General features: G+C 67.4%; 12 protein-coding genes. 7 read left to right on the top strand and 5 right to left on the bottom strand.

The annotated features are described in order from the left end of the window. Positions 1 to 152: 152 nt before the first annotated feature. The 3 genes from ACFV6H_RS33580 (at position 153) to ACFV6H_RS33570 (ending at position 3,398) form a co-directional block, all read left to right on the top strand. Positions 153 to 1,421, top strand: a complete 1,269-nt coding sequence (locus ACFV6H_RS33580; RefSeq protein ID WP_385550007.1) for a nitrous oxide reductase family maturation protein NosD — start codon at positions 153 to 155, stop codon at positions 1,419 to 1,421. Positions 1,422 to 1,606: 185 nt separating this feature from the next. Beyond that, on the top strand, positions 1,607 to 2,935 hold the full coding sequence (locus tag ACFV6H_RS33575) for a UDP-glucose dehydrogenase family protein (RefSeq protein ID WP_385550004.1): 1,329 nt from the start codon (positions 1,607 to 1,609) through the stop codon (positions 2,933 to 2,935). A gap of 103 nt (positions 2,936 to 3,038) precedes the next feature. After that, a complete protein-coding gene (locus ACFV6H_RS33570) occupies positions 3,039 to 3,398 on the top strand; it encodes a hypothetical protein (protein ID WP_385550001.1) in 360 nt (119 codons plus the stop codon). Positions 3,399 to 3,825: 427 nt separating this feature from the next. Here the strand turns inward: ACFV6H_RS33570 and ACFV6H_RS33565 are convergent, their stop codons facing one another. After that, complete coding sequence (locus tag ACFV6H_RS33565) at positions 3,826 to 6,702, bottom strand: WD40 repeat domain-containing protein (RefSeq protein WP_385550136.1); 2,877 nt, start codon at positions 6,700 to 6,702, stop codon at positions 3,826 to 3,828. Between the two features lie 542 nt (positions 6,703 to 7,244). Continuing rightward, on the bottom strand, positions 7,245 to 8,936 hold the full coding sequence (locus tag ACFV6H_RS33560) for a caspase family protein (protein ID WP_385549999.1): 1,692 nt from the start codon (positions 8,934 to 8,936) through the stop codon (positions 7,245 to 7,247). A gap of 492 nt (positions 8,937 to 9,428) precedes the next feature. On the opposite strand from ACFV6H_RS33560, the gene ACFV6H_RS33555 reads away from it, so the two are divergent. The 3 genes from ACFV6H_RS33555 to ACFV6H_RS33545 all read left to right on the top strand — a co-directional run bounded on the left by ACFV6H_RS33555 (position 9,429) and on the right by ACFV6H_RS33545 (position 13,451). Then, positions 9,429 to 12,851 (top strand): CARDB domain-containing protein, encoded by a 3,423-nt coding sequence (locus ACFV6H_RS33555; protein ID WP_385549996.1) that lies wholly within the window; start codon positions 9,429 to 9,431, stop codon positions 12,849 to 12,851. A 110-nt stretch (positions 12,852 to 12,961) separates the two neighbouring features. Beyond that, positions 12,962 to 13,132 carry an NAD-dependent epimerase/dehydratase family protein gene (locus tag ACFV6H_RS33550; protein ID WP_385549993.1) on the top strand — a complete coding sequence of 57 codons (171 nt, stop codon included), beginning with the start codon at positions 12,962 to 12,964 and terminating at the stop codon, positions 13,130 to 13,132. Further along, complete coding sequence (locus ACFV6H_RS33545; protein WP_385549990.1) at positions 13,098 to 13,451, top strand: hypothetical protein; 354 nt, start codon at positions 13,098 to 13,100, stop codon at positions 13,449 to 13,451. The genes ACFV6H_RS33550 and ACFV6H_RS33545 overlap by 35 nt, the downstream gene beginning before the upstream one ends. Positions 13,452 to 13,893: 442 nt before the next feature. Here the strand turns inward: ACFV6H_RS33545 and ACFV6H_RS33540 are convergent, their stop codons facing one another. Further along, a complete protein-coding gene (locus ACFV6H_RS33540) occupies positions 13,894 to 17,016 on the bottom strand; it encodes a tetratricopeptide repeat protein (RefSeq protein ID WP_385549987.1) in 3,123 nt (1,040 codons plus the stop codon). A gap of 199 nt (positions 17,017 to 17,215) precedes the next feature. Here ACFV6H_RS33540 and ACFV6H_RS33535 point away from each other — a divergent pair, with 199 nt between their 5' ends. Continuing rightward, positions 17,216 to 19,699, top strand: coding sequence for a tetratricopeptide repeat protein (locus ACFV6H_RS33535; RefSeq protein ID WP_384984011.1), 2,484 nt, complete (start codon positions 17,216 to 17,218; stop codon positions 19,697 to 19,699). A 41-nt stretch (positions 19,700 to 19,740) separates the two neighbouring features. On the opposite strand, the gene ACFV6H_RS33530 is transcribed toward ACFV6H_RS33535, so the two are convergent. Together ACFV6H_RS33530 and ACFV6H_RS33525 are read right to left on the bottom strand one after the other, a co-directional pair. Then, positions 19,741 to 20,274, bottom strand: a complete 534-nt coding sequence (locus ACFV6H_RS33530; protein WP_385549984.1) for a hypothetical protein — start codon at positions 20,272 to 20,274, stop codon at positions 19,741 to 19,743. A 95-nt stretch (positions 20,275 to 20,369) separates the two neighbouring features. Continuing rightward, the gene (locus ACFV6H_RS33525; protein WP_384984006.1) at positions 20,370 to 21,611 is read right to left on the bottom strand and encodes a hypothetical protein; all 1,242 of its coding nucleotides are present in this window, start codon (positions 21,609 to 21,611) and stop codon (positions 20,370 to 20,372) included. Between the last annotated feature and the right edge of the window lie 118 nt (positions 21,612 to 21,729).

Raw genomic sequence — 21,729 nt, 5'->3', positions numbered from 1 at the left:
GCCGGTCCCACGAGGGCCGGCCCTGGTCCCATCGGGGCCTTGGTCCCATGAGGGCTTTGGTCCCATCGGGTCCTTGGTCCAATGAAGGCCTTGGTCCCATCAGGGCCGATCCTGGTCCCCAACACATTCCCGCGAAGCCGGAGTTACCGACGATGTCATCCACGCCGCCACCGCCACCGCCCCAGGCTCCGCCTCCGGCCGAGCCGCCGCACTCACCGGAGCCGCCCCGCAGGACCGGGCCGGCCGGACTGCCCGGGCTGGCCGGCGGACTCCCCGGCGGGCCCGCCGTCTGGCTCTCCGGAGGCGCGCTCGTGGTCGCCCTGATCGCTCTCGCCGTGGCCGTCTCCGGCGGCGACGGCGACGGATCCAAGGTGACGGCCGGAGCCACCACGGCCGGACCGAACGCCACCTGGTCCATCCGGCCCGGCACCCTGCCCAGCGATCCGGCCGAGCCCGATCCGGTGGTGACCGACGACCCGACGGCCTCCCTGGGCGCCCCGGGCGCGGCCTCGCCCGCGCCCACCGCGCAGGTCGACTGCCCGCCGGCCTCGGTCACGGTGACCGACGCGCCCTCGCTGGAGGCAGCTCTCGGCCAGGCACGGCCCGGCGACAGCATCCTGCTCTCCGACGGCGTCTACCGAGGCGAGTTCACCACGAAGACTCCGGGCACCGCCGAGCAGCCCGTATTCCTGTGCGGAGGCCCGGGCGCGGTCATCGACGGCGAGGACATCAAGGGCGGTTACGCCGTCCATCTCGACGGCGCGAGCCACTGGCGGCTGGTCGGCTTCACCGTACGCAACGGCCAGAAGGGCGTGATGGCGGACCGCGTGCAGGGAACGGTCATCCAGGGCCTGACCGTCGAGCAGATCGGTGACGAGGCTATCCATCTCCGTAACTTCAGCTCGGACAATGTGGTGCGGGACAACACCATCCGGGCCACCGGGCTGCGCAAGGAGAAATTCGGCGAGGGCGTCTACATCGGCTCCGCCGAGTCCAACTGGTGCACGGTCACCGGCTGCGAGCCGGACGCGAGCGACCGCAACACGGTGACCGGCAACCGCATCAGCGGCACCACCGCCGAGTCCGTCGACATCAAGGAAGGCACCACCGGCGGCAAGGTCATCGGCAACACCTTCGACGGCTCGAAGCTGAGCGGCTCGCACAGCGACTCCTGGGTCGATGTGAAGGGCAACGGCTGGCTGATCCAGGGCAACACCGGGCGCCACGCCCTGGAGGACGGCTTCCAGACCCATCAGATCCTCAAGGGCTGGGGCACCGGCAACACCTTCAAGGGCAATACCGCGCAGGTGGACGGGCCCGGCTTCGGCTTCAACCTCACCTCCGACGGCAACAAGGTCACCTGCGACAACAAGGTGACCGGCGCGGCCAAGGGCCTCGCCAATGCCGACTGCGCTTCCTGACGGAGGCGGACCGCCGCCCGATCCACCCGATCCACCCGGTCAGCGACCGATCCGCCCGGTCGGCGACCGATCAGTCCCGTCCCACCGGACTCATCCGCTCCACCGCACCACCCCTCCGTCCTACCTGTCCCACCTGTCCCACCGTCCCACCCGTCCCTACGCTCCTGACGCTCCTGGAGGCCGGCATGACCACCCCATCCCCTCGTCTCACCGTCATCGGCACCGGCTATCTCGGAGCCACCCACGCCATCTGCATGGCCATCCTGGGCTTCGATGTCCTCGGCGTGGATGTGGATCCCGTCAAGATCGAGCGGCTGCGCTCGGGCGAGGTGCCCTTCTTCGAGCCCGGTCTGCCGGAGCTGCTCGCCAAGGCCCTGGACTCCGGGCGGCTGCGCTTCACGACGAGCTCCGAGGAGGCCGCCGAGTTCGGTGACGTCCACTTCATCTGCGTGGGAACACCGCAGCAGAAGGACTCGTACGCGGCCGATCTGACCTATGTCGACAGCGCGGTCGAATCGCTCGCCCGGCATCTGCGCAGACGCGCGCTGGTGGTCGGCAAGTCCACCGTGCCGGTCGGCACCGCGGCCCGGCTGACCGAGCTGGTGCAGCGGGTGGCACCGGCCGGTACGGACGTGGAACTGGCCTGGAATCCGGAGTTCCTGCGCGAGGGCTACGCGGTGGAGGACACCCTGAGACCCGACCGGCTGGTGTTCGGTACGGGCTCGGAATGGGCCGAGCAGCAGCTCCGGGCCGCGTTCGCGCCGGTCATCGCCCAGGACACACCGGTGGTGGTGACCGATCTGCCGACCGCCGAGCTGGTCAAGGTCGCGGCCAACTCCTTCCTCGCCACCAAGATCTCGTACATCAACGCGATGGCGGAGGTCTGCGAGGCCACCGGCGCCGATGTGACGGGCCTGGCCACCGCGCTCGCGTACGACGACCGGATAGGCGGCCGGTTCCTGAAGCCGGGACTCGGCTTCGGCGGCGGCTGTCTGCCCAAGGACATCCGGGCCTTCACCCACCGGGCCGAGGAGCTGGGCGTCGGCCAGGCCGTCGCGTTCCTGCGCGAGGTGGACGGCATCAACCAGCGCCGCCGTGCCCGTACCGTCGATCTGGTACGGGAACTGACCGGCGGTGAACTCAGCGGTGTCCGGGTGACCGCGCTGGGCGCGGCCTTCAAGCCCAACTCCGACGACATACGTGACGCGCCGGCCCTGGATGTGGCCAGATCGCTCCACCGGTCGGGCGCCCATGTGACGGTCGTCGACCCGGCGGCCACGGAGAACGCCCGTCGCGCCTTCCCCGAACTGGATTACGCGACGGACGCGATGACCGCCGCGGCCGGCGCCGATGTGGTGCTGCTGCTCACCGAGTGGACCCAGTTCCGCGAGATCGATCCGCACGCGATGGGCGAGGTGGTCGGCCGGCGCCGCATCGTCGACGGCCGCCACGCCCTCGACCCGGCCCAGTGGCGCGCGGCAGGCTGGGAGTACCGAGCCCTGGGCCGCCCCTGATCTCCCGTACCGGGCCTGCTCTCCCGGTCGGACATGGCCTAGAGCCCGGCCGATCGCTCGGCCGGTTTCGCGGGCCGTGAGGTACGGGCGTACGTCATGGGCCTTGGCGCCGTTGTGCACAGGGACATCGCTGATCCGCCCGCCGAACGAAGGCGCGAGTTCCTTCACCAGCGCGACGGCGTCGCCGCTGTCGGCGACGTTCGTCCACGCCTTCACGGGCACGGGCCAGCGGGCCGACCCGCCGACGGGCGGCGGTGCGAGCCGGTCGAACACGACTCCTCGCACCGCCAGCGGAGAGCCCAGCGTCACCAGCGCGAGGTCGGGCCAGTCGGGATGGGCGCACAGCGCCTCGTACGCGATCACCGAGCCCAGCGAGTGCGCGACGATCACCTCCGTACGGTCCGTCACCTGCCGGGCGAGCCGGTCCTGGACGGCGGCCCGTACCTCGGGCTCGGTGAAGTAGCGGCGCACCTGCCGCGCGCTGGAGATCATCAGATGTTCGCTGAGTCCGGCGAAGAAGGACGAGTGGCTCAGCGCGTCGAGGGCCCGCTGAACGAGGTACGGCGTACGCGCGCGGGCGATCGCGTCGGGACCGGCCACCTGTGTCTCGTACGCGGACGCCGACTCCCACCACTGGAGCAGCAGATCCCGCTCCAGCCCGTCCTGGACGTCGGTCGCGTCCATCTCGGGCGGCCGGAGGGCGCGGTGGCCGGACGGGCGGAACAGATCACCGTAGAAGGCCATGGCGACCTCCTGCCGGTCCACCCTTACACCGTCACCGTCACCGTCCGCCAGAGCCAGACCGTCGCACAGCGCCGGATACCAGTCGGCGAGGAGTGTCTCCGCTCCTTTCAGCTCCTGCGCGATGCCATGGACAAGGACGACACGGCTCATCCGGCGCTCAACTCCTTGGCCTGTGCCGCGATATTGACGCGAAGGGCGACGACGCCCATGTCGGTCGCGACACAGACCCGTCCGTCCTCGTCGAGCGCGATGTCGCGGATTCCGCTGCCGATGTCGAGTGCGAGATTCCAGCGCGGCGACCGGGTGTCCCAGAGCCTCATCTGTCCGTACCGGTCGCCAGCGACCAGGATGGGACTGCCGCCGATGTGTGCGACACGGATCGCGGTAATGGAGGACGGGAAAGTCTCGAGTTCCACGCCGGTGTCCCGGCGGTCGGCCAGATCCCAGAAGCGCAGACGTCCGTCACCCGCGCCGGAGACGAGGATGTCCCGGTCCAGACGGGCGAATTCGATTGCGCGCGCGCCCGTCTCGTGGCCGGTGAGCGGCTCGCCCCAGGGCGATCCGGTGCGCAGGTCCCACAGCCGTACCGTTCCGTCCGAGGATGCGCTCGCCGCGAGTTCCACCTCCCCGTAGGTCCACGTCCGCACGCTCGCCACACCCGCCGTATGACCGGTCATCGTCTTGCAGACGGGAATCTGTGTGTCCAGGTCCCAGGCGTGGAGCTCGTAGTCACCACCCACCGACACCACGACGCTCCCGCCGTCCATCGTGTGCACGCGGGGATTCGTCGAGGAGCCCGGGCGTGTGGCGATCCGCTTCCTGTCCGCCAGGCTCCACACCTCGGTCCCCGGCCTGCCACTGCGCACCAGCACGCTTCCTTCGAGTATCGGCGCCGTCGTCATCCCGAGACCGAAGTCGGCCATCGCGGTGATCGGATCGGCCACCTGGCGACCGTCGTCCAGATCGTGGGTACGGATGACACCGTCGTGGTCCTCGACGGCGACGACAGCGCGGTCGGCGGCGGTCCTGAAAATGCTCGCCGACTCCGCTCTCCAGTCCACACCGCACAGCGGCTCGCCCATGGGGCGCGCAGACGCCACGTCCCAGATCCGCACCATCCGGCGGTGCGCGACCACCGCCACGGGAACTCCGTCGATCTGGCCGAACACCGGCGCGGCGGTGGACTGATTGTCCGCCTCCAGCGGAGGCCCGAGAGCCGTGGCTGTCGCGAGGTCCCAGAGACGAACGGTGTCGTCGTACGACTTGGTGGCCACGACCGCCTTTCCGCCGACCCTGCCGAGGGCGGACGACAGGACCATCTCGGTGTGACCGTGGAACGGTCCCGCGACCGCGGCCATGCTCGTCGCATCCAGCATGTGCACGTCGTGCCCTTCGAGAGAACACAGGACCACCGGACGATCACCGTGGAACGCGACGCCCACGACACCGGCCGACGGCGTGTAGTCCTCCAGCGAGAGATGCGCGTACCTCCCGGGACCGGCCACCTCCCGGTAGTAGCAGTGGCCTGACGAAGTGGCGAGCACGATGTCGAGGTTCGGTCCCGACTGTCTCAGGGCAAGGTGCTGTACTCCGCCGATGTGTCCCGCGATCGGTGGCCCGAGCGGCGCTCCGGAGCCGATGTCCCAGATCCGGACCGTGCCGTCCTCGCTTCCGCTGACGACGACCGGCTCACCGTCCAGCTCACCGATGGCCACGCACGTCACCACATTCGTATGGCCGGTGAGGACTCCCAGCGCCGCGCCCGAGAACGGATCCCACAGTCGGACGGTGGTGTCGGCACCGCCCGTCGCCGCGATCACCCGGCCGCCGCTCGTATGGAGCGCGACGGCCTGGACCGAGCCGGAGTGGCCTTCCATGGGAGGCCCGGCCTGATGGCGCGTACGGAGATCCCAGAACCGGGCGGTACCGTCCTCCGCTCCCGTGATCAGCAGCGGACGGCCCCGGACATCGCAGTACGCCATCTCGACCACCTCGCGGATATGCCCTTCCTCCGGCTGCTCCGTGGTGAGATCCCAGATACGGGCGGTACGGTCCCCGCTGACAGTCACCGCCAGGGAGGCATCCGCCCGGTCGACGAGCGCGGCGGCCATGATGTGCTCGACATGGCCGCGCAGCGGCTGTCCGATCTGCTGAAGGCTGTTCAGGTCCCACAGCCGGACATCCTCGGAGCCGCAGGTCAGCGCCACCGCCCGGGCCTTGAACCGGCCGGTGACCACCGAATGGACGCCACTGGCCGTATAGGAGTTGTGGGCCACGACCGGCTCACCGAGCTGACGCCGGTCCAGCAGGTCCCAGCAGCTCAGCAGACCGGTCGAGTCACCGACGAGCGCCACCGTCCGGTCGCCGCGCCGCGCCACGCTCACCGCGGTGACAGCGCCCGCGGAGCCGAGCAGCGGGCTGCCGTCGACGCGCGCGTCACCTCCGTCGAGCAACCCGCTCAAGTCCCATACGTACACGGCCTGGTCGTCGCCGCCGGTGATCGCGACCGGACGTCCGTCCAGCTCGCCGAGGTCCGCGTCGTTGACCGTACGCCGGTGTGCGCTGAGCGGCTTCCCGAGCTGTCTCCGGCTGCCGAGGTCCCAGATACGGGCCGTGCCGTCCGCGCTCGCCGTCAGCACCACCGGATGGTCGCCGAGCGTGCCGACGGCGATGCTCTCGACCCGGTTGGTGTGACCGGTGAGCGGGCGGCCGTACTCCTGGCCCGCGGAGAGGTCCCAGATCCTGACGCTGCCGTCCTCGCCGCCGGTGAGGACGACCGTATAGTCGCCGAGGTCACCGATGGCAATGGCGCTCACCGCGACGCCCACCGGCAACGCCTCGCCGATCTTCCGCTGCGAGACGAGGTCCCACACCAGCGCCGTTCCGTCGACACTGCCGGTCACGGCGACGGGCCGGCCGTCGAGCTCGCCGACCGCCGTGCACTGGATCCAGTTGGTGTGGCCGCTGAGCAGCCGGTGCACTCCGCTGGTGGACCACCATGCCCAGCTCGCCGACCAGGGCATGGCGACACCGAGTTCACCGATGCGGTCGGCCAGTTGGTTCGCCTCGCACCGCCGCGCGGACAGTTGCAGATCGGCGGCCCGTTCCCCGAGCGGGCGATCGGCCGTGAGCCGGTGCGCGACCTGCTCGTACGCACCGCGGATACGCCGTGCCTCCGCGCCCTCGGCGGACGCGAAGGCCCGCAGCAGTGCCAGCGGTTCACAGGCGAGCAGGAATCCGGGATCCGCCATCAGCCCGGAGAGCATCCCGGCCGCGGCGGCGTGCGTGGCCAGATGCTGGCGTACGTACGGCGCCGCCGCGAACCAGTCCGGGCGACCGCCCGCGGATACGGGTACGAGCGAGACGAGGGCCTCGACCACCGAGCGCTGGATGTCCTCCGAGGGACGGTCCGCGGTCGCGCGCAGATGCTCGGCGAGCGCCTTGTGGTAGAGCCGGTAGGCCAACCTCCGGTCGTCGTCGATGACTTCGGCGATATACGCCTCGGCCACATCGAGTGCCCAGGAGACGTCCGCCTCCGTACAAGGCACACCCGAGATCACCGAGCTCAGCTCTGTCCAGACCCGGCCGCGAGGCAGGCCTTTGCCCTCGGAGAAGGCCAGGGCGAGCAGCATGCGGCGGACTCTCGGCTCGTCCGTACCGAAGCGTTCGAGGTAGTCGTCAAAAGCGCCGCCGATCTCGCTCGGTAACTTCTCCGCCCAGCCGGGACTGCGCACATCCACCGGCGCGAGGTCCGAACGCAGAGTCCGCGCGGTGGTCCTGGCGTAGAGATAGACGCCCGCGGCCTGGCCGCGACTCCTCGGGCGACCGTGCGGGCCAGGTCGGGCAGTCCGCGGTAGGGAGTGCGTATCTCGGGCTCCTCGGCCGCGAGCAGCACCCGGGTGACATAGCCCGTCACATCGTCATCGCCCGCGCGGTACTCAGGCCGGTCGAGGTCCATCCGGCTGAAGGTGGGACCGAGAGGCCCGACGAGTTCATGGCGCGTGCCCACGAGAAGCCGTACGCCCTGGATCTCCGACATGGGACGCAGCAGTTCACGGCTGATACGGCGCGGCTCGCCGTGACCGCCGGCGTCCGCCGCGGTGTCCGATCCCGCCTCGTCCACGGCGTCCACGACGATCACCAGCGGCGGTCCCTGGCGGCTGCGCCGGGTCAGTTCCTGGAGGAGTGCCGCCGCGCCGTCCGCCGGTGCGCCGAGAGCGGAGCCGATCCGTTCCACGACTTCTTCGAGCCGCTTGTGCCGCGCGTGCACGGCAGCCGCGACGCATCCTTCGGGCACGACGGTCGCCGGATCGACACCGGAGAGATCGAGCCTCGACCGGTAGCGGCCGTCCGAGAGGGCCACGATCCTGCCGAGGACGGCAGATTTACCGCAGCCCGGACTTCCGGTGACGATACGGCCTCGCCCGTCGCCGTCCTCCGCCGTCAGCCAGTCGACCAGCTCGGTGAGTACGGTGACGCGCCCGCTGAAGTACAGGCCCTGCTCCGACTCGAACTCCACACCGCGCGAGCGTGGCCCGAAGTGCTCGGTGAGATCGCGCTCGGCGACCCGGCGCTGGATTTCGAGATCGGTGCCGATCGGCGGCAGTTCGGGGTGGTAGCCGGCATTGCGCAGGAAGGGCGCCAGTCCTGTGACCAGACCGCTGGCGAGTTCGGCGCGCTGTCCCCGGCCGTCCGCCTCGAAGCGCTCGTTGACCGCCTTCACCAGTTCGGTGAGGTCGAGATACTGCTGGCGCTGCCCAGTGCGTTCCGTCGTCGTCGCCACCGCCTCGCCGAGCGCGGTCACGAAGCTGCCGTCCTCGGCGATGTCCTTGCGGCGGGCGGAGGCCAGAAACCACAGTCCGGCTCCGGCGGAGGCCGCGCCGCCGGGACTGCGGTAGGCGAGCCGCTGGAGGGCGACCACGGCCGCCTCCGCGCTGCCCGCGCCGCCCGCACAGGTGTCGAGGATCAGCAGCAGATGTCTCAGCTCGCCCTTGCCCAGGATGCGGACCAGGTCCTCGGTGGCCAGGGCCGTGGCGGCGAGATCGTCGGGAGCCGAGTCCCAGCAGAACAGATAGTGCCGGTCGTGCGCTTCCACGGCGCCGTGGCCGGCGAAGTACAGGACGACCACGTCGTCACCGGTGAGCGCGGTGTCCGCCGACCAGTGCCGCAGCTTCTGCCGGATCTGGTCGGCTCCGTCGTACTCACCGAGTCCCGGGAGCACCGGCTGGTATCCGAAGGCGGCGAACAGCTCCGTCATCACGCGTATGTCGCCGGGCACGGAGCCCAGTTGCTCGTCCTCAGGAAGGTGACAGTACCGGCCACTCCCCAGCGCGATGAAGAATCGCCGTCCCACGAAACCGCCCCACCGCTACGTAACACGCGTACCGGACGACTGTAGCGACACGGTCGCTCACCGCACCGGTCAAACCGTAAAACGGGATGTCATGCGAGGCGTGCGAGAACCGTTGACAAACCGGTGACATGATTGGAACCTTTGACTCGCAAAAAGCTGGATAACTAGCTCAATTTTTTTGCGCTCTTCGTGCAACTTCACAGCAGGGCCTCTCACCGGCCTGCTGCGATCCGTCACCGCACCGCGTCCCACGTACCTCCTGCACCAGGCACCAGGCACGCCACGCACCTCACGCACCCGCTAGACGCGTGACGCGGGTCCCGCGCGTCGCACGGCCGGTCCGGATCCGCGGGCCGCCGCTCTCTCGTTCCGCCGATCCGACGAACAGAGGACACCATGAAACGGAAACAGCTCCGCTGGCGGCTGATCATCGGCGCGGTCATAGCCGCCATGATCTCCGTCGGGCTCCTGCCCGTCTCCGCCTCCGCGGCCGACCGTCCCAATCTCTCCCTCGGCAGGTCCGCCTCGGCGAGCGGATCCGAGGGAAGCCATCCCGCCTCCAATGTCACCGACGGCAATCAGGCGACGTACTGGGAGGGACCGAACAACGCGTTCCCGGCGTGGATCCGCGTCGACCTGGGCGAGGACACCGATGTCGACCGGGTGGTGCTCAAGCTGCCGACGACATGGGAAGCCCGTACACAGGCCCTCAGCGTGCAGGGCAGCACCGACGGGATCACCTTCGGCACGCTCTCGGCGTCGGCGGGACGTGGCTTCGCTCCGGCCGCGGGCAACACCGTCACCATCGACTTCACCGTCGCGAGCGTCCGTTACGTACGGCTGAACATCACCGGTAACACGGGCTGGCCCGCCGGGCAGGTCTCCGAGTTCGAGATCTACGGTCCGGAGAGTGACGGCGGAGGCGACGGCGGAGACGGCGGCGGTGGCGAGGAGCCCACCGGCACCAACCTCGCCCGTGGCAAGGCCATCGAGGCCTCGTCCTCGGTCTTCAACTTCGTCGCCACCAACGCCAACGACGACAACACCGGCACCTACTGGGAGTCCGCCGGCCATCCGTCGAACCTGACGGTGAAGCTCGGCGCCAACGCCGACATCACCGGAGTCGTGGTCAAGCTCAATCCCGACGCGGTCTGGGGCACCCGTACCCAGAGCATCCAGGTGCTCGGCCGTGACCAGGCCGCCACCGGCTTCACCTCGCTGGCGGCCCGCGCCAACTACACCTTCAACCCGGCGACGAACCAGAACTCGGTGACCATCCCGGTCACCGGACGCGCCGCCGACGTCCAGCTCCAGATCTTCAGCAACACCGGCGCGAGCGGCGGCCAGGTCGCCGAGCTCCAGGTCATCGGAACACCCGCGCCCAACCCGGACCTGACCGTCTCGGCACTCTCGTGGAGCCCCGCCTCGCCCGTGGAGAGCGACACGATCAGGGTGAACGCGACCGTACGGAACGCCGGAACGGCAGCCTCCGGTGCGACCACCGTCAATGTCAGCCTCGGCGGAGTCGTGGCCGGCAGCGCTCCGGTGGGCGCGCTCGCCGCGGGCGCCTCGACCACGGTCGCGGTCGAGACCGGCAGGCGTGCGATGGGCAGTTACCGGGTCACCGCGGTGGTGGACCCGACCGACACGATCATCGAGCAGGACAACGACAACAACAGCTTCACCGCGACCTCGGAGCTGGTGGTCGCGCAGAGCCCCGGCCCCGACCTCCAGGTGTTCGGCATCGAGTCCAGCCCGCAGAATCCGGCCGTGGGCGCGGCGGTCCGCTTCACCGTGGCGGTGAAGAACCGCGGCACCACCGCGACCGGCGCCACCACGGTCACCCGGGTGGCGGTGGGCGGCACCACGCTCAACACCGACACGCCGTCGATCGCCGCCGGCGCGACGGCCAATGTGAGCATCAACGGCACCTGGACCGCCACCAACGGCGGAGCCACCATCGTCGCCACCGCCGACGCGACCAACACCGTCGCCGAGACCAACGAGACCAACAACACGTTCTCGCACTCGATCGTGGTCGGGCGCGGCGCGGCGGTCCCGTACACCGAGTACGAGGCCGAGTCGGGCCGGTACCAGGGCACACTGCTGGAGGCCGACCCGCTGCGCACCTTCGGGCACACCAACTTCGCCTCCGAGTCCTCCGGGCGTAAGTCGGTTCGGCTGGGCAGCACAGGCCAGTTCGTGGAGTTCACCTCGACCAACCCGGCGAACTCGATCGTGGTGCGCAACTCCATCCCCGACGCCCCGAACGGCGGCGGTACGGAAGCCACCATCAGCCTCTACGCCAATGACACCTTCGTCAGAAAGCTGACGCTCTCGTCCAAGCACAGCTGGCTGTACGGCGACACCGACGGTCCCGAGGCCCTGACCAACACGCCTCAGGCCGACGCCAGGCGGCTGTTCGACGAGTCGCACGCGCTGCTGTCGACCACGTACCCGGTCGGTACGAAGTTCCGGTTGCAGCGTGACGCGAACGACTCGGCGTCCTTCTACATCATCGATCTGATCGATCTGGAGCAGGTGGCGCCGCCCGCGAGCAAGCCGGCCGAGTGCACCTCGATCACGGCGTACGGCGCGGTGCCCGACGACGGCAACGACGACACGGAAGCCATCCAGCGCGCGGTGACCGCCGACCAGGAAGGCGCCATCTCCTGCGTGTGGATCCCGGCGGGCCAGTGGCGCCAGGAGAAGAAGATCCTCACCGACGACCCGCTGAACCGCGGGCAGTACAACCAGGTGGGCATCAGCAATGTCACGATCCGCGGCGCGGGCATGTGGCACTCCCAGCTCTACACACTGACCGAGCCGCACCAGGCCGTCGGCAGCATCAACCATCCGCACGAGGGCAACTTCGGCTTCGACATCGACAACAACACCCAGATATCCGACATCGCCATCTTCGGCTCCGGCACCATCCGCGGCGGCCCGGGCGGCGCCGAGGGCGGAGTCGGCCTCAACGGGCGCTTCGGCAAGAACACCAAGATCGCCAACGTCTGGATCGAGCACGCCAACGTCGGTGTCTGGGTCGGCCGTGACTACGACAACATCCCCGACCTCTGGGGTCCCGGCGACGGGCTGGAGTTCAGCGGGATGCGTATCCGCAACACCTACGCCGACGGCATCAACTTCACCAACGGCACGAGCAACTCGCGGGTGTTCAACTCCTCGTTCCGCACCACCGGTGACGACTCGCTGGCCGTCTGGGCCAACCGGTATGTGAAGGATCCGTCGGTCAACATCGCGCACGACAACCAGTTCATCAACAACACCGTGCAATTGCCCTGGCGTGCGACCGGTATCGCGGTCTACGGCGGCTACGGCAACAAGATCGAGAACAATCTGATCTACGACACGGCGAACTACCCGGGCATCATGCTGGCGACCGACCACGATCCGCTGCCCTTCTCCGGGCAGACCCTGATCGCCAACAACGCCCTCCACCGCACCGGCGGCGCCTTCTGGAACGAGGATCAGGAGTTCGGCGCCATCACACTGTTCCCGCAGGCCAGAGATATCCCAGGCGTCACGATCCGGGACACCGACATCTACGACTCGACGTACGACGGCATCCAGTTCAAGACGGGCGGCGGCAATATGCCGAACGTCGTGATCAGCAATGTGAAGATCGACAAGTCCAACAACGGCGCCGGAATCCTGGCCATGAGCGGCGCGCGCGGCAACGCGACGCTGTCCAACGTGACCATCACGAACTCGGCCGACGGCAATATCGTCACCCAGCCGGGATCGACCTTCGTGATCACGGGCGGAGCCGCCGCGGCGGCACGTAACCGCAGGTGAGCGACTGACCGGCACCATCTCCGCACCACGGCCGGTGCGACGGCTCCACTCCTTGACGGAGGGAGCCGCCGTACCGGCTTTGTCAGTCTCTCGATGGCAGGATCAACGGCGTGAGAAATCTCGTCATAGGTGCGACAGGAACGATCGGCAGCGCGGTCGTCGGCGCGTTGAGCAACGCTCCTCACGAGGTGATCGGCGTGTCGCGGAGCAGCCGGATACGGGCGGATCTGGAAGTATCCGTCTTCCTTGGACGCGCTGTTCGATGCGGTCGGGGATCTTGACGCGGTGGTGTGCTGCGCCGCCAACGGCCCGCTCGTGGACTTGAATTCGGGCACCGACGAGGAGATGGCGACCGGGACGCGCGGCAAACCGCTGGGTCAGGTGGCCCTGGCCGGACGTGCCGTACAACATCTGCGCGACGGCGGCTCCATCACACTGACAGGAGGCACCTTCGCCGCCCCGCTGCCGGGCGGTTCACCGGGCGCCCTGATCAACTTCGGGCTGGAGGGCTTCGTCCGCAACGCGGCGAGCGAACTCCCTCGCGGTCTGCGTGTCGAACGGAGTGAGCGCGACGGTGGTGCTCCGGAGGTAACGGCATGAAGTGCCACAAACACAAGTGCTGGACTGCGACGTCAGCAGCCCAGCACCCCGGTGGTTCCGGTCAGACACTCACCATCTGCATCATCTCTGTCGCCCGCACTATGTACGGCATGCAAACAAGTGTTATCGCGGCGAGCACTCCACCCTCAGCGAAACGCATCTTGGCGAAGCTGCTGGAGCCAGAACCTTTTGAATCGTTACGCGGCACGCTTGATACCCCTGGATTATCGACCATTGGGAGTGGACAGGAGGACATGACCGAATTCCGCAGAGATGCGGAAACGTCACCGTCCGGCCAGAAGGAATGTTAGCCTGCCGCAGCACCCCGCACGCCCAGGGCTCTGCCCGTCATGACGCCCAGAGATCGCCGAACCCAGCCCAGGACAGGCACACCATCAATTGAACATGCCCGCAACGGCATCGACGCCCGAACGACAGGTCGCTAGCCCTTGCCCCTCAGCTGTCGGAGTTGCGTCAGCGCCCGCAAAGCCCGAGCCTCTTCGGAGCGAGCTCCTAGCCGTCGGCTGATGGCCAGGCTCTCCTCCAGGTGCGCCGCAGCCTGATCCAATCGCCCCGTGTCCTGCTCGGCCTGGGCCAAATCGTAGAGGACACCAGCCTCCTCACCTGCGGCTTGGATCCGTCGCATCACCGCGAGGGCAGCAACGTGCTGAGACAAGGCCTGCTCACTGCGGCCAGCCATCCGATAGGCCTTGCCGGTCCCGTTGAGGGCGATTCCTTCTCCTCGCATATCGCCGACGCTACGCAGGGTCGGCAGGGAATTCCCATAGAGAACGAGGGCTTCATCCGTTTTTTGGAGAGAAGTCAGCAAGCTCGCGAGATTCATTTGAAGGGTGGCGTGATCGCCCTTGCTGCCCATTGTATTTGAGACATCTATCGCTTCTCGATAAGCCCGCTCTGCCGCTTCAAGATTGCCAATTTCTTGATACACCTCGGCAAGGTTGTTCAGGGCGCGATATCTACCCCTGTCATCAGAGGAATCGGCGAAGCCGGCGAGCGCTTGCAGGAAACATTCGATTGCCTCCTGATTCCGACCCAGGTGAAGATGGGTTATACCGAGTAAATTATAGCTACGGGCTATCTGTAAGCGATCAGGAAATCTTAATCGCAAAGCCAAGGACCGTTCCTGAAGAGTCTGAGCCAGTACGTACTGCCCGGTATGCCACAACGGAATCGACAACTGGTGAATGGATTCGTTCTCCAGCTCAGAATCCTTCAGGGATCGAGCAATGCCCAGAGCTTCACTCGCTGTCGAGTGCCCCTCTTCGTACTGACCGCTGTGGGCACAGACCGCGCTCAGGTCGAGCAGGGCCCGCGCCCGCGCCGCATCGTCGCCGACAGCGCGCCAGTGGGCAACGGCGCGGCGCAGAAACGGTTCGGCCGTGACCAGATAGCCCTCCACGTCCAGAAACCCCGCCAACACGTGCGTATACAGGGCTAGTTGGCCCTCGGAACCATGGCGTCGGATCCAGTCCAGCGCCGCAAGCAAATTGGCACCCTCGGTGATCAGCCATTGCTCGGCTGCATGTGCGTCGGCAATCTCCGGCCTCGGCATGACGTGGGGATCTTCGGCGTCGACAGCGATGCGCGAGCGGAATGGATAGGCCAGCCGGTCGGCACGATCGGCGACACGCAAGTAATGATCCACCAGACGCTGGAGTGCCTGCCTGGAGTCGTCTGCGGCGTCCAGGTCGGCTTCGACTCCCAGTTCGCCGACGACCTCAGAAGTGGAACCGGAATCGGAAATGTTGTCGATCAACGTACGGGCGTACGCACGCAGAAGATCATGAATGGTGAACCGATGCGGAGACGGCTCGGAAATGAGGTGGTGGGCCAGAAGCTCTTCCAATGCCCGTTCGGTCACCTCGAAAGAGAGTCCGGTCAGCGCCGCGACCGCATACGGCCCGAACTCCGACCCGAAGTGCAGGCCGATGCGGCGGAAGACGAACCGCTGCAGGGGAGTCAGCGCGCGATAAGAAAGCGAGAAAACATGTGACACTGTTCGCTCGCCATCACGCAACTCGGACAGCTTTCCGCTACCTCCGTTCAATTGTTTGAGCAGGTCGGACGTCGTCCACGAAGGTCGGGCCAGCAAACGACTCGCCACGAGCTCGATGGCCAGCGGCAGATATCCGCAAATATGGACGATCTTTGCTATATCCGACTCTCGGAGAGCGCGTCTCCCGCCGAGTCGCTGATTGAAAAGAGCAACGGCGTCCTCGCGCGGCAGCACATCAAGGGAGACGGGCCGCACACCCGGCAGGCCGGGAAGCCGCTGGCGGCTGGTCACGATGACCGCCGTCGGGGAGGCGCCGGGGAGCAGAGGCCGGACCTGGCCGGGGCCAGCGGCGTCGTCCAGGATCACCAACATGCGGCGATCCCGCACGGTGGTGCGCCAGAGAGAGACCAACTCGTCCAGACTCTGGGGCAGTTCCTTGGGCGGCTTGTCGACCAGGCGCAACAGCTCGGTGAGTGCATGGGCCGCTGTCAGGGGCGCCCGGTCCGCGGCGTGCCCACGCAAATGCAGATATATCCGGCCATCTGGAAACCGATCACGCAATTGATGTGCGAGATGCACGGCCATCGCGGTCTTGCCGATGCCGCCCATGCCATCGATGGCCTCGATGGTGACGACCGGAGCGGACTCACCACTCGCTTCCGAGAGAGCCTCCGTAAGACGCCGCAGCTCATCACCCCGCCCGACCCACGGAATATCGCGCGGTAAATTGTCCGGAATTCGCCCTGCCGGTCGGGCAACGGTTCGCTTACCGATACCGGCCTGCTCAAGCAGCGCTGCCGCAGGCGTCCCCGCGAGAATTCCCTGATGAACGCGGTGCAGCCGACGGCCCGCGTCGAGGCCTATGTCACGAACAACGCGCTGTCGCGTTCTCTGCAACAGCTTCGTGGCCTCGGCAGCCCGGCTGCTGCCGTAAAGGGCGAGAGCAAGCTGTTCGGCCAGGGCTTCATGAACGGGACGCTCCTCGACCAGAGGGAGCAGTACGGTAACGGCTTCCCCGAACTTCCCCGCTCCCATGAGGATTTCGGCTCGCAGCATGGCGGCGGCGAGACTTCTCTCGCCGATGGTGTCACGCAGGTGACCGGCCCAGTAGGCCGTGATCCCGGCCAGGGGCTCTCCACGCCAGAGGCTCGCAGCGTGGTCCAGCAGGCGGATGGCTTCGCCCTCGTCGTCGCTGTCCTTCAGGGAACGGGCCCGGTCGACGCAGCTTGTGTAGCGGCGCAGGTCGACCCGATCAGGATCGATGTTCATCATGTATGAGTTCGTGCGGCTGACAACCGCAGGCGCGTCACCCCCCGCGATCCGCAAAGCTTTGCGGATACGCGAAACGTGCGTGTGCAGCGCTTCTCTGGCTTTGGCCGGCGGATTCTCGTCCCAGATCCGGTGAATCAGCGTATCAACGCTCACTGTGCGACTGGCATCCCAAGCCAGAGCAGCGAGTGCCAGACGCGTTTTGGTGGAACCGAGATCGTTGCGTCGGCCGGCGGCCCGTACTTCGACTGATCCTGAAAGTCGAATCTCGAACTCCACCAGCGTCCTCCCGCCGGTCCGGCCCTCCACTGGCCGGGTATCCAAGGGTGTCATGAAGTAGCGCCATGTGGCTATGCAGGCATCCTCGAAGTCCGAAACTGACTCATGAATGAACGATTCTGTTCATCCGCGGTGTGGAGTGGGGAAGGACTCTATAGCCGGCTGATGACGAGGAATTCCTGATGCATATGCTGATGGCATGATCCAGGCGCTGGCGAAGGGGGGTACAGACGTGGCAATTCAGGAATCCGGCCGAGCGGAAGCGCTGTTGTCGGCCATGTTCGCATGCGGCACTGACCCGGAATCTCCGGCATGGCGGGAATTGGCCCACATCGTGGAGGCGGCGGCTCCAGTGGATCACGCGGTGGCCCGACTGTGGCCCATGGTGGAGGCAGGAACGGCTATCCCCGCTGAACCGGCGAGTACGGCGGGTGCCACCCGGACGATGAGGCAACTGGCGGTAGCGCTCGACACGTCGGCCTTACGCGACCCGGCCATGGATGCCGTCCTGACCGACTGGTTACGACGCCACTCGCCGCCTACGGAACGCCCGACGCACACGAACTCGATCGGTGGAGCAGCCATTCTTCACGGCCCGAGCGTGCAGGCCCGCGACATCCACGGCGGCATCCACATCTACCAGCCGCCCCGCCAGGACAGCCCCCGGCCCCCGGTGCCGCGTCAGCTTCCTCCGGTGCGGACACAATTGGTGGACCGTGACAGAGACATGCGAGCCTTGGACATCCTCCGTGAGCAGGGCACCACGCACGCACCCCAGCTGCTTGTGGTCACCGGATTCGCGGGGGTCGGAAAGACAACACTCGTCTCGCACTGGCTCCACAAGAACGCGAGCAACTTTCCCGACGGTCAGTTGTACGCCGATCTGGGCGGACATTCCGCCGCCGGGGAGGGTAGTCCCGTACGCGCCGCCGCCGTCCTGGAAGGATTCCTCTACGCACTCGGAGCGCCCTCCGTGCCGGTGGACACCACACAACGGATAGCCCTGTGGCGCTCGTTGACGTCAGGGCTGCGGCTGGCCGTATTCCTGGACAACGCGTACACCGCAGCGCAAGTGCGGCCGCTACTGCTCGGTACACCGACCGGGCTAACTGTAGTGACCAGCAGAAATCACCTCACCGGGCTGCTCGTCGACGGTGCGGCCGTACACCGGCTGAGCGCCCTCACGCCGGAGTCGGCCGTCGAACTCCTGACTCTCGGCGGTGGTGGGAAGCGCGTCGCGCAGGACCCGGAAGCAGCGCGCGAAGTAGTCACCTTGTGCGCCTGTCTGCCCCTCGCGGTCTGTCTGGCAGCTGCCCAACTCGCCGTCCGCCCGCACCGTTCCTTATCCGCCCTCGCCGAGAGCCTGGCCCAAGGACAAGGGTCACTCGACGCCTTACGTGTTGACGGAGAAGCCGTTGTGCGTACGGCGTTGGACGTGTCGTACGGTCTGCTCCCGCGCGATAGCGCGAAGCTCTACCGACAGATGGGGTTGGTGCCCACGGATCGCTACGACCTTTTCATGCTGACCGCAATCGGTGGCGGCGGAACGACCGACACGGACGCCGTCGACAGGGCCGTCGACAACCTCATAAATGCAAATCTTCTGGAGGAGACAGGTCCGGAGACCTACCGCTTCCACGATCTCGTACGCCCCCATGCGCGCCGACTGGGCGAGGCGAAGGAGAGTGCTTCGCAGCGCGAACGCACACTCCGCCGCTTTGTCGACTGGTGCCTGTCCACCGCGACGACGGCGGAAAGTATCCTCACCCCCAGCCATCGCATGCCGATGCGTGACTCCGCCTCACCGGCCGTCGTACCCACTCCGCTCGCGGGCCCGGCCGAGGCACTGGACTGGCTCGACACACACCGCAACGGTCTGATGGGCGCTGTACGGCACTGTGCCCACGCGGGATGGCATGATTCCTGTTGGCAGCTGGTGGATGCCATGTGGCCGCTGTTCTTGCGCTTGCGTCCATCAGGCATGTGGATCGAGGCACACTACACAGGCCTGTCGGCAGCGCGCACGAGCGGATCCAGGGTCGGCGCGGGCCGCATGTTGACCTCGGGAGCGATCGGCCTGCGCGACGCCGGTCGTTATGCGGAGGCTGCCGACTGGTACGTCCAGGCTCTGGAGCAGGCCACGTCCGATGGCGACGTACGGCAGCAAGCACAGGCCGTCAACGGGCTCGGGCATATCAGTCTGTTGACCTCGCGGCTCGACGAGGCTCGTGAGCACTTCGAACACGCTCTGCGATTGCGGGAGTCGATCGGCTACCGGCGCGGCGCCGCGCTCTCCCGCAGACGTCTCGGCGAAACCGCCTTTGCGACCGGCGACTACCGTACGGCGGCCCGGCACTTGGCACAGGCGTATGCCGAGCTGGAGGTGCATGGGGAAGCCTACGAGGCGGCCCGTACCCTGGCCCTCCTCGGCCATGTCCTGGCATGCGACGGAGATCACGAAGGGGGCACGAGGCGGCTGCGCGAGGCGCTGGGGATGTTCCGGGCGCCAGGTGCGCGGTCCGAGCACTGGGAGGCACGTTCTCTGGAATGGCTCGGACAGGCTGCACAGCGACAGGGGGACACAGAGCATGCAGGTCGCTGGTACGAAGCCGCCCGGGATCTCTTCCGACGGCTGAACCCCACCGACACGCAGCGCCTCGACGACCGACTGCGGCAGCTGTGAGCTCTGCCGCAGCCGGTCATTCGCCCCGTGACCATCTTTGATCAGCAGCAACCGCCAGGCCGGTGCAGGCGGACGGACCGGAGGGATTCCAACGAACCTCCGGCCACCAGCCAGGTGTGCACCACCGAAGCCACGGCCTGTGGTGGAGCCGGGCAGCAGGACTTGCCCGCTCCCAGCCACGCCGACAGGGTGCCGTTCCCGCTGCCCCGTACTGCGAGTACGCACCCATTCTCGGAGTCCGGTACGGCCACGACGAGGGCCCCCGGATAACGCGCGATCAGTTCGTCCGCGCTGCGGCGGGCCGCCGCCGGCGGCAGCGGTGCGTGAGCCACGAGCACATCGGCGTGCTCCGCCCGGCCCACGGCGCTCGGAGCGTCCGGATCCACCCATAGATGCACATCACACACGCGATGGTCTGACAGATACGGACAGTCCCCGGCACTCGCGGGCGTCGCGTCGAGCCTTACGGAAACCAGACTGCGCCCGGTCTCCGACCACCAAATAATGCAGGCGAGGACAGAGACCAGTTCGGCGCGGGAATCCGAGCGGCTGTCGACGACGGTACGCCAGGCCACGAACCGCACTGTGCACCAAGCAGCTTCCGGTACCAATACCTGCATCCCGCACGACATGGATCCCTCAGTCCCCGTCGTCGCGACAGGCCGACTCATCACTGTGCCTTCCCCAGATCTGCGGCCTCCCACTGCTCCAGCGGCGGAGGCAGTGGCAGGGGTGAGACGACGGGTGCACTCGCCGGTTCGCCCAGCTTCAGCAGACCGTAGATGACAGCACGCATCCGCCGGTGGAACTGGCCCGGCACCGACGACAGCAGGGCTGCCACTTGGTCGTACTGCCCCGGACGATACTGTTCCGCGGCGTAGCGCAACTGCTCGTCGAGTGGATACGCGGGAGAAACCACAGGCGCAACGGTGGCCAGGAGGGCCGCCGGGGAGTAGGGAGAGATCTCACGTCTGGGTCCGGGTGTGAGCAGCATGGTAGCCCCGGTGAGGGTGCCGTACGCGCTCAGCGATCCGTGGTCGCCGATAATCCAGTCGGCGGCGATCAGTGGTGCCTGCCAGTCCGCTTCCGGGGGCACTAGCGCGATCCCCCGGCCTCGGCAGCCGGCCAGCCAACTCTGTACCTGCCAAGCTCCATGGCCGGCAAAGACATTCGGATGGACCAGCAGAGCCACCCGGTAGCCGCACCCGGGAAGCTGGCTCAGAAGCTGCGGCAGCAAGGCGTCGAGCCGTCCGAAGGTGGAGGTGGGTCCCCAGGTCGAGGTGACTATCACCAGCCGTTGCCCCGCTTCGATACCCAGTGCCCTGCGGTACTGCTCGCGCCGGGACCTGCCGGCCATGATGCGGTCGACGCAGGGATCCCCCACCACGTGGGCCACGGGAAGTGCTTCGGGGCAGGAGCGCGCCAGTTCCTCCAGATCGCGCTCATGGGCGTAAACGATCGCCGCCGGACCGACCCGTCCCTCATGCAAAAGATGCTGACGGCTCAACATCCCAGGCGACCTCTTCTCCCCCGGTGCCAGGGATGTGGTGTCGGTCAGCAGTTTGATGTGGCCGGCTCCGTGCGAGATACGCACGACCGGAGCACGTAACTCGTGCACCCCGCGAGATCCGGCGACGAGCGCCAAGTCGAAGTCGGCTCGCAGGGCCTCTTCCCAGGGCACGGTGAGGATGCCGAGACTCTGCAGATACTGCGAGACGCCGCTGCCGAAAGCATGCGGCGCAACGGTGAAGACCACCTGGATACGGAGATCAGCCTCCAGCAGGCTGAAGGCTTCACGCAGGCGCTGAGCGAACGTAACAGTATGGCTGACGACGAGCACCCGCTTGCAGTCCTGTACGGTCAGCCACTGACCTTGTTCGATCAGCGCCGGTTTCGTGGTTTTGACAGACACAACGATCCCCCATGTTCGTCGGCTGCGTACAGCAGTCGATGGAGGGAGTTCCCGACGCGTACGGCGCTTTCCTTGCAGTCGCCTTGCAGCTACCTTGTCCAGCCGTATCTGAAAGCGA

Origin of the sequence: Streptomyces sp. NPDC059743 (genome assembly GCF_042732975.1) — a bacterium.
In the GTDB taxonomy this organism is placed as follows: domain Bacteria; phylum Actinomycetota; class Actinomycetes; order Streptomycetales; family Streptomycetaceae; genus Streptomyces.
This window is presented reverse-complemented; position numbering and strand designations above follow the sequence as displayed.